This window comes from Sphingobium sp. PNB (genome assembly GCF_019873065.1).
GTDB lineage: Bacteria > Pseudomonadota > Alphaproteobacteria > Sphingomonadales > Sphingomonadaceae > Sphingobium > Sphingobium fuliginis.
Genome location: NZ_JAINEZ010000014.1, coordinates 64,477 through 81,451, shown reverse-complemented (window position 1 = coordinate 81,451; position 16,975 = coordinate 64,477). Strand labels below are relative to the sequence as shown.

Here is a 16,975-nt window from a genome sequence, read left to right as displayed (position 1 = left end):
CCGCCCCCTTCCCCGTCATCCCCGCCTTCGCGGGGATGACGGGGAAGGGGGCGGGGATGACTGAGGAGCGGGCGGACGTGGCGAAGGAACGGGCGGGGATGACGAGAGAGGGGCTCGTCATGCCCAACCCTCCACGCCGCGCGCGCCTCTGGTCAGCACGTCCAGGCAGGCCATGCGGATGGCGACGCCCATTTCCACCTGTTCCGTAATGGCGGAGCGTTGCGGGTGATCGGCGACGACGCTGGCGATCTCCACGCCCCGGTTCATCGGGCCGGGGTGCATCACCAGCGCGTCGGGTCTGGCGATGGCCAGCCGTTCCGGCGTCAGTCCGTAGAGCATGTGATATTCGCGCGGGGAGGGGATGAAGGCGCCGTCCATCCGTTCATTCTGCAGCCGCAGCATCATGACGACGTCCGCGCCCTCCAGCCCTTCGTCCATGCGGGTGTAGGGCGTCGCGCCCAGCATCTCGACCTCCGGCGGCATCAGCGTCGGCGGGGCGACGGCGCGGACCTGCGCGCCGAGGGCCGCGAGGCAGAGCATGTTCGAGCGCGCCACCCGGCTGTGCAGCACGTCGCCGCAGATCGCGACGATCAGCCCTTCGAACCCGCCCTTGCGCCGGCGGATGGTGAGGGCGTCGAGCAGGGCCTGGGTCGGATGCTGGTGCCAGCCGTCGCCCGCGTTCAGCACCGGGCAGTCGACCTTGTCCGCGATCAGCGCGACCGCGCCCGAACTGGCGTGGCGGATGACGATCACGTCGGCGGCCATGGCGTTGAGCGTCATGGCGGTGTCGATCAGCGTTTCGCCCTTCTTCACGCTGGACTGGCCGGCATGCATGTTGACGACGTCGGCGCCCAGGCGCTTGCCCGCGATCTCGAAGGACAGCAGCGTGCGCGTGCTGTTTTCGAAAAAGGCGTTGATCTGGGTCATGCCGGCCAGCCGGTCGTCATGCTTGCGCGCGCCGCCCCGGTTGCTCCTGGCCCAATGTTCCGCCTCATCGAGGAGGAAGCGGATTTCCCATGGCTTGAGGTCCGCGATGGAGAGCAGATGCCGATGCGGGAACAGCGCCCGGCCGGTCAGGTCGCCCCCTGCAAGATCGGACTGGGTGGAGGAAACGGGGATGTCGGGCATGAGCCGACGCTTTAGGCGAGGGTGGGGAAGAGGGCAAGTATGCTCCCCTTCCTGCGGGGCAGGTTCAGCCCCGTCCGAGCCAGCGGCCCAGCAGCGCGCCGTCCTTCATCACCTCCCGCGCGGCATTGTGGCCGGGCGCGCCGGTCACGCCGCCGCCCGGATGGGTGCCCGCGCCGCACATGTAGAGGCCCTTCAGGGGTCCGCGATAGGCGCCGTGGCCCAGGACCGGGCGCGCCGCCCAGAGCTGGTCCAGGGTCATGTTGCCATGCATGATGTCGCCGCCGACCAGCCCGAATTTCCGTTCGAGGTCGAGCGGGGAGAGAATGTCCCGCGCGATCACCGATCGGGCGAAGCCGGGCGCATGGGCGTCGACCGTGGCGATGATGCGATCCGCCGCCGCCTCCCGCTCATCGTCCCAACGGCGTCCATCGGGCAGGACCGGCGCGAATTGCTGGCAGAAGAGGCTGGCCACATGGCAGCCGGCCGGGGCGAGGCTTTCGTCCACGGTCGAGGGGATCAGCATCTCCACGATCGGCTCGCGCGACCAGCCTTCGCGCTTCGCGTCCATATAGGCGCGGTCCATATAGTCGAGCGTGGGCGCGATGATGATGCCCGACTGGTGATGTTCGCCCATGCCGGGCAGGCAGGTGAAGTCGGGCAGGGACGACAGCGCGACATTCATGCGGAAGGTGCCCGACGCCGTTTTGAACCCGCGGATGCGCCTCAGGAAATCCGGCGGCAGGTCGGCGGGGTCCATCAGCCGCTCGTAGAGCAGTTTCGGCCCTACATTGGCGATGACGGCCCTGCCCATCACCTCCTCGCCGCTTTCCAGCCGGACGCCCACGGCGCGCGCGCCGTCGACCAGCACGGATGCGACCGGCGCCTCCAGGCTGATTTCCACGCCGAGGCCACGCACCACCTGCGCCATGATCCGGGTGATCGTGCCCATGCCGCCGACGCTGTGGCCCCAGGCGCCCTTCTTCCCGTTCACCTCCCCGAAGACATGGTGCAGCAGCACATAGGCGCTTCCCGGCGCGTCGGGGGAGGCATAGTTGCCCACGATCGCGTCGAAGCCGAAGGCGGCCTTCACCGCCTCACTCTCGAACCAGCCGTCGAGGAAGCCGCGTGCCGAGCGGGTGAACAGTTCCAGCACGTCGCGCTGCTGTTCCAGCGTCAGGCTGCCGATCCGCCGTCCCTGCCGGAGCGCGGCGGCGATCATCGCCAGCCCGTCGCCCGCATTGGGCGGCGCCTTCAGCGTCATGTCGCGCAGCAGGTCCGCCACCACCTCCAGCGCGTCATAATAAGCGGGGAGGGTGGCGGCGTCTTTCTGGCTGAACTTCGCGAATTCCACCTGCGTCCGCTCCAGCCCGCCGCCCAGCTTCAGATAGCGGCCGTCCGGCTGGGGGAAGAAATTGCTGATCGGCCGTTCGAGCACGCGATAGCCATGTTCGGCCAGCCGCATGTCGCTTATCACCTTGGGGTGGAGCAGGCTGACCGTGTAGCTTGCCACCGAATTGCGGAAGCCGGGGTGGAACTCCTCCGTCACGGCGGCGCCGCCCACGATGGCGCGCCGTTCCAGTATCCGCACCCGGTAGCCGGCCCGCGCCAGATAGAAGGCGCAGACCAGCCCGTTATGCCCGCCGCCGATGATGACCGCGTCATAGGCCCCGGTCATGCCGCCCGGCTCCATCCCGGGGCCGGGGCGCGATGCAGCCGCGCCTGCGGAATGATCCGCCGCATCCGCGCGCAGAAATGGCGGAGCGCGACCTCCTGCGTCGACAGGGGGCCGACGGTGAAGCTGTCCGAGGAAAGGCCCGCCTGCACCCGGTCCAGCAGGGCGCTGTCCTCCGCATTCACCCGCCGGTTGATCCGCCAGTTGAGGTAGCGGGCGGCCTTCATTTCCCGCCGCTCGTCAGGAATCGCATAGGGAATCTCCCGGATCAGCGATCGGGTGGGGGACAGCGGCAGCCACTGCATGAAGTCCACCTGGTCGGGATATATGTCGAAGGCGATATTGGGCCACAGCCTGAAATAGGTCCAAAGCCGCTGCCGCTCATCCCCCAGATGCGGTATGCGCGGCAGGAAATGCTGATAGGCCCGCTCGGACGGGTTGGAGGAGGGCTGGCTGAGGATCGGCCCGCACATCCGGTCGGCATGGGCGCCGGCTTCCACCCGATAGCCATCCCCCATCAGGCGCCGCAGTCCGGGATGCGCGACCGAAATATGCAGCCCGTCCGAATAATTGTCCCCGATGATCTTCCAGTTCACCGCGCGGGGCCGCAGCGTCATGCGCCCCATGGCCCTCAAGTCCGCGAAGCGATAGGCCGCGATCTCCTGACCATGGGGCGCCATCATCTCCGCGACGCCGGGGCCGCCGTCATCCTCCAGCCTGACGAAGAGAAAGCCGTGGAAATCCTCGACCTCCACGGCGTGGAGCCCATGGCGGGCGGGGTCGAAGTCGTAGCCGGCCTTCAGCGGCACCCCGGTCAGGCGGCCCCGGTCGTCATAGGTCCAGCCATGATAGGGGCAGGTGAGCTTCCTGGCGCAGCCCGCGGCGGCGTCCACGATCCTCGCGCCGCGATGGCGGCAGACATTGGCGAAGGCGCGGATGACGCCGTCCCCGCCCCGGATCAGGATGACGCTTTCCCCGATATAGTCCAGCGTGCGGAAATCGCCGGGAGCGGGAATGTCGCTTTCATGCGCCACGATCTGCCAGGAGGGGCGGAATATCCGGCGCAGCTCCAGCTCGAAAAATTCGGGATCGCGATAGGTCCATGCCGGCAGGCTCCATGCCGCATCCGGGTCCGCCAGTTGCCCGCCTTCCTCCACTATCCCGCGCCCCACCCCAGCCGATAGATTTTACGTATGTATAACAACCTCGTTTTTCCGGCAATGGCGGCGGTCGGACCTGTCCTAAGCCGTTCTTTCCGGCACCTCGCCCCAGTCGGCCAATATGCTGTCCCGACTGGCCACCGCCTCCCACGGAAAGACGAACCAGTCCTTCGTCGCGTCCCGGTCGATCGTTTCCGCGCGATAGTCCACCGTGGCGGCGGACCGGATATTGTCGATCAGGACCGCGAAGCGCACCCCTGCGGCGGGAGCGGCCGCCAGGGCATTGCGGACAGCATTGATCGTCCGTCCGCTGTCGTTGATGTCGTCGACGAACAGCAGCGTTTCGCCTGTCGCTGCGCGCTGCGCCAGGCCGGCCAGCAGCGCCTCTCCGAAATCGGGCAGCTTCGCCGACAGGTCGACCGACAGCATGGCGAGGCCGGTCGCATGGCTGAGATAGGTGGCGGGCACCAGGCCGCCGCGTCCGATGCCCACCAGATAATCGGGCCGCCATTGCGACGCCGCCAGGGCGCGGGCCAGCGCATCGATCTGGGCCAGGAACGCATCCATGGTGACGGGGGTCAGGATCGGCTGGCCCATCGCGTCAGCCCGCCGCCGCCAGACGGGTTTCGGCATCCGCCGCCGCGCCGTAGCGGCGGGCGAGGAAGGCGCAGGCCATCAACTGTATCTGGTGGAACAGCATGACCGGCAGCAGGATCGGCCCCACCGCGCTGGCGGGGAACAGCACCCCGGCGATGGGCACGCCCGACGCCAGGCTTTTCTTCGATCCGCAGAATTGCAGCACGATCGCGTCCTCCCGCGACAGGCCGAGCAGCCGTCCCAGCAGGAAGGTGAAGACCAGCACGACGACCAGCATGGCGATGCAGATCGCGGCCAGCAGCAGCAATTCGCCGCGCGACACCTTCTGCCACAATCCTTCCACCACCGCCGCGCTGAAGGCGGAATAGACCACCAGCAGGATCGATCCGCGATCCACCCGCCCCAGCATCGCCCTGTGCCGGCTGACGAAGCCGCCGATCCATGGCCGGGACAGGTGGCCGATGACGAAGGGCAGCAGCAGTTGCAGCACGATGTCCTCGACCGAAGAGAGCGAGATCAGGCCGCCCGTCCCGTTCTTCTCCATCGTCAGCGCGACCAGCAGCGGCGTCAGGACGATGCCCAGCAGGTTGGAGAAGGATGCGCTGACCACCGCCGCCGCGACATTGCCCCGCGCAATGGCGGTGAAGGCGATCGAGGATTGCACCGTGGAGGGCAGCAGCGTCAGGAACAGCAGCCCCGCCCGCATCGAAGGCGGGATCGCCGCCGCCTGCTGAGTCGCCAGGCCGATCAGGGGAAAGACCGCGAAGGTCGTTCCCAGGGTCGCCAGGTGCAGCTTCCAGGCCCGGGCGCCGTTCCAGATCGCCTCCCGCGACAGCTTGGCGCCGTGCAGGAAGAAAAGCAGGACGATGCCCGCATCGGCCGCCGCCCCGGCCAGGCCGGCGGCTTCCCCGCGGGCGGGCAGCAGGGAGGCGAGCGCCACCGTGCCGATCAGCAGCAGCAGGAAGGGGTCCAGTATCTCGCGCAGGCGTTGCATGGGTCGCCTTTAGGCAGGATGGACGGAAAAGGATAGACGCGCTCGTGCCGATGCGCCAACAGTCGCGACGAACCACAAGGCCCGCGACACCGGCGACATCCGTGACAAGGGCGGAAGAACAGCAAGGAGACTCCGGTCGTGAGCGAAGGGATAGCCATTGTCGAAAATCAGGGCGTCGTCGAAATCCACATCGACCGGCCGGAAAAGAAGAATGCGCTGACCGCCGACATGTACCGCACCATGACCGCCGCGCTGGCCGACGCATCCGCGCGGGACGGGATCGGCGCCGTGCTGTTCGCGGGCAAGGGCGACGCCTTCTGCGCGGGGAACGACCTTAAGGATTTCATGTCCGGTCCGCAGGGCGGGGAGGCGGCCTTCGCCTTCATCCGCGCCATCGCCGCCTTCGACAAGCCGGTGGTCGCCGCCGTGCAGGGTCTGGCCGTGGGGGTGGGGACGACCATGCTGTTCCATTGCGACCTGGTCTATGCGAGCCCCGACGTGCGGTTCATCATGCCCTTCGTCAATCTGGGGATCGTGCCGGAGGCGGGCTCCAGCCTGCTGGCGCCGGCCATATTGGGCTATGCCAAGGCGGCGTCGATGCTGCTTCTGGGCGAGCCGATGGATGCGCAGACCGCCGACCATGCGGGTTTCGTCACGGCGATCGTCCCGGCAGACGCGCTGCTGGACCATGCCCGGCAGAAGGCGGCGTTGCTGATGACCAAGCCGCCCCAGGCGCTTGCCGCCACGCGCCGGCTGATGAAGGGCGACCCGGCGGCGCTGAACCAGCGGATCGAGGAGGAGGCGCGCCTGTTCCAGCAGACGATGCAATCCGCCGAGGCGCAGGAGGCGTTCGCCGCCTTCTTCGAGAAGCGCGCGCCGGTGTTCCGCCGCTAGAGCGCGCTGCGTTAAATCCTGCGCAGGCCGCGCGCGCATCGTGCGCAAAACCGGTTCCCGCTTTTGCGCACGATGCTCCTAGCGTCCCGCTGCTGCGGCGGATTCCGCTATGGCTGCATCGGATCGGCTGCGGGTCGGCTGCTCCCGGCGCGCCCTAAGGCTTGCCGAAGCGGATTTCGCTGACGATGACGGCGGCGACCACCAGCGCGCCGCCCAGCAGGGCGCTGGCGGGCAGGCGGTCGCCCGCGATCCAGCCGATCAGGCCCGCCCAGACGGGCTCTCCGGCATAGATCAGCGTTGCACGGGTGGCCGACACGCTGCGCTGCGCCCAGTTCATCACCAGCTGGATCAGCGCCGTCATCAGGCCCAGCCCGCAGGCCGACAGCATGACGATCCAGTTGATGGGCGGGACGGCCTCTCCGGCCGGAACCATGCAGGCGAAGGCGAGCAGGGACGTCACCGCCAACTGGATGAACGTCACCCGCGCCACATCGACGCGGCCCGCCCAGAGGCTGATGAAGATGATCTCCAGCGCGATGGCGAGCGTGCTGATGAGCGTCAGCGCCTCCCCCCGGCCGAGCGACAGCCCGTCCCGCGGCGCGGCGATCAGCAGCAGGCCGGCGAAGGCCAGCGCCACGCCGACCCAGCTTGCGAGGCGCGGCCGCCTGCGCAGGACGATCCATTGCAGGATGGGGACCAGCGGCACATAGGCCGCCGTGATGAAGGCGGAGGTGCTGCTGGGGATCGTCCGCAGGCCCCAGGTCTGGAGCGTATAGCCGGTGAAGATGCCGCAGCCGATCATCGTCCCCGCCAGCCATTCCCGCCGCGTGACGCCGCGCAAGACCGGCAGGGCGAGGGGGAGGGCGATCAGGGCGGCGGTGCCGAAGCGCAGTCCGACGAAGAACAGCGGTCCGCTGTGCCGCATCGCCTGATGCACGATCAGGAAGGTGCCGCCCCACAGCAGGGTGATGCCGATCAGCGCCAGTTCCGGGCGCCCGATCATCAGCCGGGAGGGGGTTTCGGGTGCGGCGCCGTGCATGCCGTCGCTGGTGCTGCGGATGGCCGCTCAGGTCAAGCGCCGCTCCCGTCCGGTCGGCAGGGCGCGGCGTTTTTTCCGATCCTTTTCCCCAGGTCCCTTTCCGTGCCGTCAGTCGTTGCGGATGTCGTTGCCCGCGCGTTCCATCGCCGCGCCGACATCCCGCTTCGCTTCGCGCGCCTCCCGCTCCGCATCGCGGGAGGCATTGTCCATGGCCGCGCCGAGGCGGCCGGAACCTTCGTCTATCGCATTGCCCGCCTCGTCCAGGCCGCGGTCGAGCCTGTCGCCCGCCCGGTCGACCGTATTGCCGACGTCGCTGCCGATCGCGGAGCCGGCATTTTCCAGATTGTCGGCCGCCTTTTCCGAACAGGCCGATGCGCCGAGGACGGTCAGCGCCGACATGGCGGTCAGGAATGATGTGCGCATGGGTTCACCCTTATCTTGCCTTCAACAAAGAGCAGATAAGCGCCCCTGCGGCGATAAGGTTGCGTAACGATCCTTCACCGGCCGCGCAGGCCGAACACCATGGACCGGTCCTGATCGGGAATCAGCCCCTCCAGCACGCGCCAGAAGCCGGTGACGGAGCCCTGCCCCGCCTGGGCATAGGCGGCGGCCATCTTTTCCCGCAGGGCGCGGAACAGCTCCGCCTCCAGCGCGACGCCGGCCGGGCTCAGCCGCAGCAATTTCTGCCGCCGGTCGCTGGCGCCTTGCCGGGTTTCGATATAACCCTGCTCGATCAGGTCGTTGAGCACGCGGCCCAGCGACTGCTTGGTGATGGCGAGCAGGCGCAGCAGGTCCTTGACGGTCAGGTCGGGCTGGCGCGAGATGAAATAAAGGGCGCGGTGATGCGCCCGGCCCAGCCCCTGCGCGGCGAGCCCTTCGTCGATCGAGCGGGTCAGCGCGGAATAGCCGAAATAGAGCATCTCTATGCCGCGCCGGATCTCATCCTCGCGCAGGAAAAGCGGTGAAGCGGGCGCGATCTGGGATGTCGGGACGGGGGATGGGGAATGGGGCGCGGACATGCCGGTCGGTTCCAGGCTGAGAGGAAAGGGCGCGCGCATATTGGCGGTTCCGGAAAATAATGACTAGGCTTTCCTTTCGCGCAACAGGCGCTATATGGCGGTCCGCGCCGGCGATGTCCGGGCGATGCTGGGGCGTAGCCAAGCGGTAAGGCAGCGGTTTTTGGTACCGCCATGCGCAGGTTCGAATCCTGCCGCCCCAGCCACATATCCCGACATGACGACGTACTTTTGGGCCGCTCGCTGGAGCTGGCTCAAATGGCGCGGTTCCGATGCGGAAGCGATCTGCGAGGCGTTGACCCGACCCACCATGCGTTTGATCGGGGCCTGAGACGCGCGAATGGCGTTATGGCGAGCGGCATCCAAAAGCCGCATAAACAGGTCGGACACATGGCCGCACCAACCAGCTGGGCAAAGTTCATAAACCCTTGCCAACGGAGGGCCGTCCACGCAGGATCGATGTTCCAAATTGCAGCCAGTGGTCGAAAGCGTGGTCTGCTATCCGATTGTCGACGGTTCCAGCCACCCGCGATAATGGACCAGCCGCCCGATCAGGGGCAATGCGATGGGCACATCGAAATGGAAGCGCCCGCCTTCGGCCCATTCGCGGGCGGGCGAACGCGGGGCAAGCCATGTTGGCAGGGGCAGGGGACCGATCCACCAACGCCGCATGACCATGGTCAATCCCTGAGCGTCGCCGGGAAGATCGAAGGCGAAGCGGAACGGGCCGAAGCGCTCGACAAGCCAGCGGCCCCGTTGGCTGAGGTGGCTCTGAAAGCGTCGCCCTCCAAAATTGCGGGTCCAGCTTTCGCGGCCGTCGGCTTCATGGAAATGAACATGCAGGCGATGAGTACCGGCTTTGGGAAAGCCCACGATCCGCGCGATCAATGCCGCGGCCGGGTTCGACGCGCCGGTCACCGCGGCTTCGCCTGCTGCGCCGCCATCGCGAAACACATCATGAATGGCGCGCACCTCCGGGGGGAGCTGTCCGAAGCGATCACCCATAATGCGGTCATATAGGGGCGGCAGAGCAGGCAGTTCCGCCCTATCGTGCTGGATGGCCAGATTTCCGAAGGCATCGGCATAATCGCTCAGCGTCAGCGCCTCTGCGGCATCGCGGGCGCCTGCGGCTTCCTGTCCCGACAGGATGCGCGCTACGATGGGCGCCACGGACAATGTCGGTATTTCCGGGCCATCGCCCCGGTCGGCGATCAGCGTCCATCGGCGCTCGACCCGTTGGCCAGCCACGTCACCGAACAGGCGCACGATCATGGCGGAGCGATCGCTGCCCAGCGACCGGGTCAGGGATTGGAAAGGGTGAAGGAAACGCGCGAGCGGCGCGAGAGTCGTGACGAGCCGCCAACGCACCAGCCAGCTGGCGAGCCAGAGCGCCCAATTCTGGAACCGGAGTTCCGTACCCGCCCGGAAGGTGACGGCCGGGCGTCCCGCCAGCCTTTCGGGCAGAAGGGCGAGGTCGGGCACATCGACAAGCGCGACCTTGCGACCTGTGATCGCCTCCGTTCCCGCGCATCGGAACTGGACGGAACGCATCTCCTGCCATCCGAAGGCTTTCGCCCAGTGCTGACCGCGCCAGATGCGCAGGGGCTGGCCGACCTGTCCTGCTATGGCGGCGGAAACCGCCGGACCTGCCGTCGCCTTGTTGGATGCGCTGATCGCCATCTCGACCGCGCGCACCCTGTCCATGCCTTGCGCCAGATGACGCACCGCCGCGCTCGACAGCGCCGGCACGCTCGAAGCGCCGGAGAGGAGGATGACGCCTGCGGCTCTGGCGGCATCGTCCAACGCCCCGATGCCGCACACGAAATCGCGGCTGTCGGCGATGTCGACATAGTGAACCCTGGCAGCAATGCAGGCTTTGGGGATGGCATGATCCATCGCCTGAAAGGGGCCTGAGGCATCCACCACTATGTCCGGCCTATGCTCCTCCAATGCGGTGGCGATCCGACTGCGATCCAGTGCCAGCGGCATCAGGCTGGGCGCATCCCCGCAAAAGGCGCGGGCCTTGCCGACGGACCGTCCAGCGACCAGCACCTCATGCCCTGCAGCGGCGAGACGCCGCGCGATGCGCCCGCCAAAGCCGCCATAGCCGCCAAGGAGCAAGATCCGGCTCACAGGATGCGGCGTGCCTGTTCCGTTGTCGGGATCCAACAGGTCGACCGCTTCCCGAACAGCCGATAACGATGGCGCGCAATCCAGCGATAGACGGGATCGCGCAGCCAGCGCGGAACGATACGGAATGCCGCCAGCCCATTCCAGGGGCGGTCCAGACCCGCCCAAATGGCCAGCACCGCATCGCTGTCCCGCAAGGCGCGGCCATCTTCCACCACGATCAGGGTTTCCGGATTGGCCGGGTCGATCCCGAACTGGCGGTAGAGCGCGGCCCCAATGTCACCTTGCGTGGACGCGAGCCGAAAGCGACCGGCTCGGTCATGGCGCAGCACGAAAGCGGCATTGGCCGAGCAGAGCACGCACATGGCGTCGAAGACGATGATGGGGCCGTCGCTATCGCTCGACGCATCGTTCATGCAGCCTCCGCCATGGGCATCCCAACCGTCCAATCGCCATCCAGCCCCAGTGGCGGCAGGGGATTGCCGACCAGCCCGCTGACCATCGCCGCCTGTATGGCGGTGGCCGGCCAGAGCTTGGACAAGGGGCCGACCACGCGGTCGCGGATCAACGGCAGCAGACGGCTGTTCGATTGATAGACCGGGGTGAACAGTGCGGTGAGCCATTGATAGGTCAGCACATGGCGACGGCGCAGTTCGATGGCGTGCCGAATCCCTTCATCGACACCATTCTTCTTTGCTAAACCCTGGGCCAGCGCCCAGGCGTCGAGCAACGCCATGTTGGCGCCCTGTCCCAGCTGAGGGCTGGCGGAGTGCCAGGCATCGCCGATATGGACCAGCGCCGGTCCCACTGGAGCCGCAAGGGTCCGATGGGCGTAGCGGGCGAAGGTCAGTTGGTCAGCATCATGAATCTGATCGAGCAGCGGCATGCAGTCGGGCCATAGCTTGGCAACCTGCGCCTTCCATGGCGCCAGCCCGGTCTCGCGCCAATCGTCCAGCCGGTCCGCGCGGAGCGACCAGAAGAAAGCAGCCTTGGGCATCGTCGCACCGGGCGGCGTTCCGATGGGTAGGACTCCCGCCATGACGCTGGCGCGCTCGTAACGCTGTGCGAGTGCGTGGGGATCGAATGCGGCGTTCTGCGGCCAGTCGAGGCTTGCCCACAGCGCGCCATAGGCCAGTTCCCGGCCCGTGGGCGGCGCCAGCGCTGTGCGCGTGCCCAGCGCATCGACGACGAGATCATAGGGGCCACTCGTCTCTCCATCGGCAAAGCACAAGGTGCGTTTGGTTCCGACGGGTGTACTCCCGATCATGGTGCGTCCGGTATGGACGGTGATTCCCGCCTGCTGGACGGCGTCATGCAGGATCGCGAACAGGCTGGCACGATGGATGCCAATGCCGAACATTTCCCGGTGGCGAAGGGCTGCATAATGGACGTCGAGGACAATCCGCCTGCCCGCCTTGCCGAAAAGGCGATCGACCCGCGCGCCCCGCGCCCGAGCCTCCTCCAGCAATCCCAATTGAAACAAGACCGCCATGCCCGTGGGCTGGAGCATCAAGCCGGACCCGATGGGTCGAGGCGTATCGAAGCGTTCGAACAGCGTTACATGATGTCCGGCACGATGAAGCAGCAGCGCCGCTGCCAGTCCGCACGGCCCGCAGCCCGCGATCGCAATGTCCAGCCCCCGCATGGTCGCTGTCTAGCTGAGTAGACCGTCCTATCCAATAGGAGTGCCACAAGCTTTTAAATCAGCATTCTAGGGCGTGTGGGGATTCAGCCCATCACCCCTCCTTGGCGCCAAAAGGACTTTCCTCCCGCCTGACGACGGTGCGGCGTGACAGAGCCGTCCTTACGCGATCCGCCAGCTCCTCGCGGCGATAGGGCTTGCCGATCACGTCGAGCCGCGTGCCGCGCGGGATGTCGGCGACCAGATCCTCATTATAGCCCGTGGTCATAAGCACTGGCGTTTCCGGATATAGTTCGTTGAACTTCTCGACCAGTTCCAGGCCGCTCATGCCACCCGGCATGACCATATCGGTGAAGAGCAGGTCGACCTTGATATTCTGAAGCTTCAGGAGCGCTTCCTCGCCGCTTGCGACAGGAATGACCCGGTACCCGATCGCAGCCAGTTGCTCGCTCGCCAGCGCGCGGACATCGTCACTGTCTTCGACCAGCAGGATCGTCTGTCCTCCGGCTTCGCCTGAAATCGCCGGCGCTGGCATGGGCCGCACGGGGCCGGACACGACCTCTTCGGGCGGCGCGACGGGAAAGAGCAGCCGCATCGTCGTTCCCTGCCCCGGCTCGGAGTCGATTTCCAGACGGCCGAGCGACTGCTGCACAAAGCCGTGGACCATTGCCAGGCCAAGGCCGGTGCCGCGCTCCTTGCCCTTGGTGCTGAAGAACGGTTCGGTGGCGCGCTGGCGAACCTCGGCGCTCATGCCATGGCCTTCGTCGCGGATGCTCAATACGACATAATCCCCTTCGGGAAGGCCATGCGCCGCCGCGTTGCCGTTCAGCTTCCAAAGCTCGGTCGCGATCGTCACGGTGCCGCCGCCCGGCATCGCGTCGCGAGCGTTGATCAGGATGTTGAGCACCGCCATCTCAAGATGCGTGGGGTCGATCTGCACCGCCGGGAGCCGACGCTCCAGCGCGGTGACCAGCCTGATCTGCGGCCCCACGGTATTGTCGATCAGATCGCCGAATTCGTGGATCAGCTCGTTCATGTTGATCCGGCGCGGCTCGAGCCGGGTCTTGCGCGCGAAGGCAAGCAACTGGCGCGTCAGCCTCGCGCCCCGCTCCGCAGCCCGAGCAGCGTTGCTCAGCATCCGTCGTTGGGCATCGGTCAGATTGTCTCCGAGCACAATATCGAGATTGCCCGTCACCACCTGCAGCAGGTTGTTGAAATCATGCGCCAGGCCGGCAGTCAGTTGTCCGATCGCCTCCATTTTTTGCGCCTGACGAAAAGCCTGTTCAGAGGAGCGCCGACGCGTGACATCAAGCTGGCTGGCGAAGAAATAGATAAGCGTGCCGTCGTCGTCATAAACTGGCGCCACGAACACCGCGTTCCAGAAGGGACTGCCGTCGCGACGATAGTTCAGGATTTCGGTCGAAATCGCTTCCTGCGCCCTTACGGCTTCGCGAAGGGCGCGGACGGTTTCCCTGTCGGTGTCGGTCCCCTGCAGAAAACGGCAATTGCGGCCGACGACTTCGCTTTCCTCATAGCCTGTCAGATCAAGAAACGCTTTGTTGGCAAAGACGATGGGATTGTCGTCCTGGCGCGGATCGGTAAGGATCATCGGCATCCGCGTCATCTGCAAGGCAGCAAAGAACACCGTGCCGCGCTGGTCGAGCCCAGGTTCCGCCACGGTCGATCGCTTCCAGTGATGCGTCGGTCGATTGCCTGTCGGACTGTAGGAACTGGTGTCTTCCAGATCGCCGGCTGGCTCGCCGGTCGCTTCATTGGGAGTGACGGGCGCTTCTGCGCCATCCTTGTCGGCCACGGGCTACCTCAAATCAGTTTTAACACCGCAATAAATCTTCACCAGCGATCTGGTTGCCACGTATCTTCATCCGAGATCGTCAACCGGGCCTGACCATCCCGTCTGCAACCACTTCAGGCGTTTTGCGTTTGCTTCCAGCATCAGAAGAATTTTTCCCGGGGGATCGATGAAAAAGCCAGAACCGTCGCGCGCGATCAGCGCTGACGAATGGCGTCAGATCGTCGATGGCGCGGTTGGAACGGCGATCATCACCACCGATCTAGAAGGCCGGGTGACGAGTTGGAACGAGGGCGCCTTCCGGATGCTGGGCTGGACCGCCCCTGACGTTCTGGGTGAGACGCTGGAGCGCCTGTTTCCCCCCGGCGAGGGCGCCTCAGCGCTCCGACAAGAGATGACCGACGCGCTGACCGTCGGCCGTGGCGGAGGAACAGAAGGTTGGCGCATTTGCCGTGACGGATCTCAAATATGGGCCGTAGGCGAAATGTCGCCGATCCGTGATCGGGCCGGTTCCGTGGTCGGATTCACGAAGATTTTGCACGATCGCACGAAAAGCAGGGAAGCGCAGGAGGCGATATCTGAAGAGCGCCGTGCGCTCGGGATACTTAACCGGGCCGGCTCCGCCCTGGCGGCCAAGACCGATCTTCAGGAACTCGTCCAGATCGTCACTGATGCAGGCGTTGAGCTGACCGGTGCCGAATTCGGCGCCTTCTTCTACAATGTCGAGAATGAGGCGGGGGAGAGCTACATGCTCTACACCCTGTCCGGTGCACCCGCCGAGGCCTTCTCCAAATTTCCGATGCCGCGCAACACATCGGTGTTCGCCCCGACCTTCTCGGGTGAAGGGATCGTTCGGTCCGACGATATAACCAGGGATCCGCGCTACGGGCAGAATGCGCCACGCATGGGCATGCCCGAGGGACATCTGCCCGTTCGCAGCTATCTGGCCGTGCCGGTCATTTCGCGTAGCGGAGAGGTAATCGGGGGCCTGTTCTTCGGCCATGCCGATATTGGCGTCTTCGACCATCGATCGGAAAGGGGCCTGGAAGGCCTGGCGGCGGAGGCAGCCGTCGCAATCGATAATGCCAGGCTGTTTCAGGCACTCGAACGCGAGCTTACACAACGGCGGAAAGCGGAGAGCGAGCTGGCCGACAGCGAAGCGCGCTTGCGGCTGGCCACTGAAGCGGCCGAAATTGGCACCTGGGACTACCATCCCGCGTCGAACCAACTTCGGTGGGACGTTCGGTGCAAGCAACTCTTCGGTTTATCCCCGGAGGCGGCGGTCACCTACGAGGGTTCCTTCATCGCAGGAATTCATCCCGACGACCGTGAGCGCGCGGATGAGGCCGTCCAACGAGCGATCGATCCCGAGGGCTTGGGCCGCTACGACATAGAATATCGCACCATCGGTATCGAGGACGGACGGCAGCGGTGGATTTCGGCGAGCGGACGCGCGCTCTTCGATGCCGATCAGGGAACGCGGTTCGTCGGGACGGTGATTGACATTACCGAGCGGAAGGCGATCGAAGACAGGTTGCACCAGCTTAACGAGCGGCTGGAAGAGCAGGTCGAGGCCGAGATCCGCAAACGCGCTGAGGCAGAAGAGGCCCTGCGCCAGTCGCAGAAAATGGAAGCGATAGGACAACTCACCGGCGGGATCGCCCACGACTTCAATAATCTGTTGGCAGGCATCATTGGCAGCCTTGAAATCATCGAGAGGCGCCTTTCCGAAGGCCGAACCGAGGACATCGAGCGCTTCATCAACGGTGCGCAGACCTCCGCCCAGCGCGCCGCCGCGCTGACCCAGCGGCTTCTTGCCTTCTCTCGTCGCCAGACTCTCGATCCCAAACCGACCGACGTGAACCGTCTGGTCTTTGGTATGGAAGAACTCATCGCCCGCACTGTCGGCCCGGCCATCAAGGTCGAGGTTGTTGGCGCCGCAGGTCTCTGGCCAACGAGGATCGACACCGTCCAGCTCGAAAGCGCGCTCCTCAATCTCGCCATCAACGCTCGCGACGCCATGCCCGACGGCGGCAAACTGACGATCGAGACGGCAAACAAGTGGCTGGACAATCGCGCCGGGCGAGAACGCGACCTGCCACCAGGCCAGTATATTTCGGTCTGCGTCACCGACACGGGAACAGGCATACCGAAGGATATCGCCGACCGGATCTTCGATCCGTTCTTCACGACCAAGCCGATCGGTCAGGGCACGGGTCTGGGTCTTTCGATGATCCATGGTTTCGTGCGGCAGTCCGGCGGCCAGGTTCGCGTCTACAGCGAAGCGGGGCAGGGAACGACGATGTGCCTCTATCTGCCCCGCTACTCCGGCGATGTCGCGGACGATGCCGTGGCGGCGGAATCGCCGATCCCGGAAACGGGCGCCGGGGAAAGCGTGCTCGTGATCGACGACGAACCGACCGTTCGCATGCTCATAATAGAGGTGCTCGAAGAGGCTGGATATGTCGCACTCGAAGCCGAAGATGGCCCCTCAGGGTTGAAAATCCTTCAGTCCGACGTCCGGGTCGACCTGCTCATCACCGATGTCGGATTACCCGGAGGCATGAACGGCCGACAGATCGCCGACGCGGCCCGCGTCGGTCGCCCGGACCTGAAGGTGCTTTTCGTGACCGGGTTCGCGGAGAATGCCGCTGTCGGCAACGGTCATCTTGAGAGGGGCATGGAGGTTATCACCAAACCATTTGTGATGACCGAACTCGCGAACAAGATCACCGACATGATCGAACATCGGCACCTCGGCGCCTGATCGACGCCGATCTCCGGCCGCGTCGGCCAAAGGTCATCTTGAGGGGCGTGGCGTGAGATAGCTGACCGTCCCGACCTGAGGACTGAAAATTGGCGATAGCGCGTTGTTTTCGTCTGTTTGGATGGC

The 16,975-nt window shown here is 65.7% G+C and carries 14 protein-coding genes and 1 tRNA gene; 3 read left to right on the top strand and 12 right to left on the bottom strand.

Annotated elements, in window-relative coordinates; all coding sequences use genetic code 11:
* Positions 1-117 precede the first annotated feature (117 nt).
* The 5 genes from K7W03_RS07415 to K7W03_RS07395 all read right to left on the bottom strand — a co-directional run bounded on the left by K7W03_RS07415 (position 118) and on the right by K7W03_RS07395 (position 5,551).
* Positions 118-1,128: an aspartate carbamoyltransferase catalytic subunit gene (locus K7W03_RS07415; RefSeq protein WP_226869825.1), complete on the bottom strand. Its 1,011-nt coding sequence runs from the start codon at positions 1,126-1,128 to the stop codon at positions 118-120.
* Between the two features lie 64 nt (positions 1,129-1,192).
* Positions 1,193-2,803, bottom strand: coding sequence for a phytoene desaturase family protein (locus K7W03_RS07410; protein ID WP_222885895.1), 1,611 nt, complete (start codon positions 2,801-2,803; stop codon positions 1,193-1,195).
* Positions 2,800-3,972 (bottom strand): aromatic ring-hydroxylating oxygenase subunit alpha, encoded by a 1,173-nt coding sequence (locus tag K7W03_RS07405; RefSeq protein WP_413469316.1) that lies wholly within the window; start codon positions 3,970-3,972, stop codon positions 2,800-2,802. The genes K7W03_RS07410 and K7W03_RS07405 overlap by 4 nt, the downstream gene beginning before the upstream one ends.
* 69 nt (positions 3,973-4,041) lie before the next feature.
* The gene (locus K7W03_RS07400; RefSeq protein ID WP_137709699.1) at positions 4,042-4,557 is read right to left on the bottom strand and encodes a phosphoribosyltransferase; all 516 of its coding nucleotides are present in this window, start codon (positions 4,555-4,557) and stop codon (positions 4,042-4,044) included.
* 4 nt (positions 4,558-4,561) lie between these two features.
* Complete coding sequence (locus tag K7W03_RS07395; protein WP_061936797.1) at positions 4,562-5,551, bottom strand: bile acid:sodium symporter family protein; 990 nt, start codon at positions 5,549-5,551, stop codon at positions 4,562-4,564.
* A 138-nt stretch (positions 5,552-5,689) separates the two neighbouring features.
* Between K7W03_RS07395 and K7W03_RS07390 the strand changes: the two genes are divergently transcribed.
* Positions 5,690-6,445 (top strand): enoyl-CoA hydratase-related protein, encoded by a 756-nt coding sequence (locus K7W03_RS07390; RefSeq protein ID WP_025550838.1) that lies wholly within the window; start codon positions 5,690-5,692, stop codon positions 6,443-6,445.
* A gap of 154 nt (positions 6,446-6,599) precedes the next feature.
* Here the strand turns inward: K7W03_RS07390 and K7W03_RS07385 are convergent, their stop codons facing one another.
* The 3 genes from K7W03_RS07385 to K7W03_RS07375 all read right to left on the bottom strand — a co-directional run bounded on the left by K7W03_RS07385 (position 6,600) and on the right by K7W03_RS07375 (position 8,503).
* Positions 6,600-7,484 carry a DMT family transporter gene (locus tag K7W03_RS07385; protein ID WP_222885894.1) on the bottom strand — a complete coding sequence of 295 codons (885 nt, stop codon included), beginning with the start codon at positions 7,482-7,484 and terminating at the stop codon, positions 6,600-6,602.
* Positions 7,485-7,592: 108 nt separating this feature from the next.
* Positions 7,593-7,907: a hypothetical protein gene (locus K7W03_RS07380; protein ID WP_048577121.1), complete on the bottom strand. Its 315-nt coding sequence runs from the start codon at positions 7,905-7,907 to the stop codon at positions 7,593-7,595.
* A 74-nt stretch (positions 7,908-7,981) separates the two neighbouring features.
* Positions 7,982-8,503, bottom strand: a complete 522-nt coding sequence (locus K7W03_RS07375; RefSeq protein ID WP_025550834.1) for a MarR family winged helix-turn-helix transcriptional regulator — start codon at positions 8,501-8,503, stop codon at positions 7,982-7,984.
* Between the two features lie 128 nt (positions 8,504-8,631).
* Between K7W03_RS07375 and K7W03_RS07370 the strand changes: the two genes are divergently transcribed.
* Positions 8,632-8,706: transfer RNA gene (locus tag K7W03_RS07370), tRNA-Gln, on the top strand.
* 292 nt (positions 8,707-8,998) lie between these two features.
* Here the strand turns inward: K7W03_RS07370 and K7W03_RS07365 are convergent.
* The 4 genes from K7W03_RS07365 to K7W03_RS07350 all read right to left on the bottom strand — a co-directional run bounded on the left by K7W03_RS07365 (position 8,999) and on the right by K7W03_RS07350 (position 14,085).
* Entirely contained in the window at positions 8,999-10,633 is a 1,635-nt protein-coding gene (locus tag K7W03_RS07365; RefSeq protein WP_222885893.1) for a precorrin-6A/cobalt-precorrin-6A reductase, read from the bottom strand.
* Positions 10,630-11,046 carry a thiol-disulfide oxidoreductase DCC family protein gene (locus tag K7W03_RS07360; RefSeq protein ID WP_222885892.1) on the bottom strand — a complete coding sequence of 139 codons (417 nt, stop codon included), beginning with the start codon at positions 11,044-11,046 and terminating at the stop codon, positions 10,630-10,632. Before K7W03_RS07360 ends, K7W03_RS07365 begins: the two co-directional genes overlap by 4 nt.
* On the bottom strand, positions 11,043-12,275 hold the full coding sequence (locus K7W03_RS07355) for an FAD-dependent oxidoreductase (RefSeq protein ID WP_222885891.1): 1,233 nt from the start codon (positions 12,273-12,275) through the stop codon (positions 11,043-11,045). The genes K7W03_RS07360 and K7W03_RS07355 overlap by 4 nt, the downstream gene beginning before the upstream one ends.
* Positions 12,276-12,366: 91 nt before the next feature.
* Positions 12,367-14,085, bottom strand: coding sequence for a histidine kinase famiy protein (locus K7W03_RS07350; protein WP_222885890.1), 1,719 nt, complete (start codon positions 14,083-14,085; stop codon positions 12,367-12,369).
* A 166-nt stretch (positions 14,086-14,251) separates the two neighbouring features.
* On the opposite strand from K7W03_RS07350, the gene K7W03_RS07345 reads away from it, so the two are divergent.
* Positions 14,252-16,849, top strand: coding sequence for a PAS domain S-box protein (locus K7W03_RS07345; RefSeq protein ID WP_222885889.1), 2,598 nt, complete (start codon positions 14,252-14,254; stop codon positions 16,847-16,849).
* Positions 16,850-16,975 lie beyond the last annotated feature (126 nt).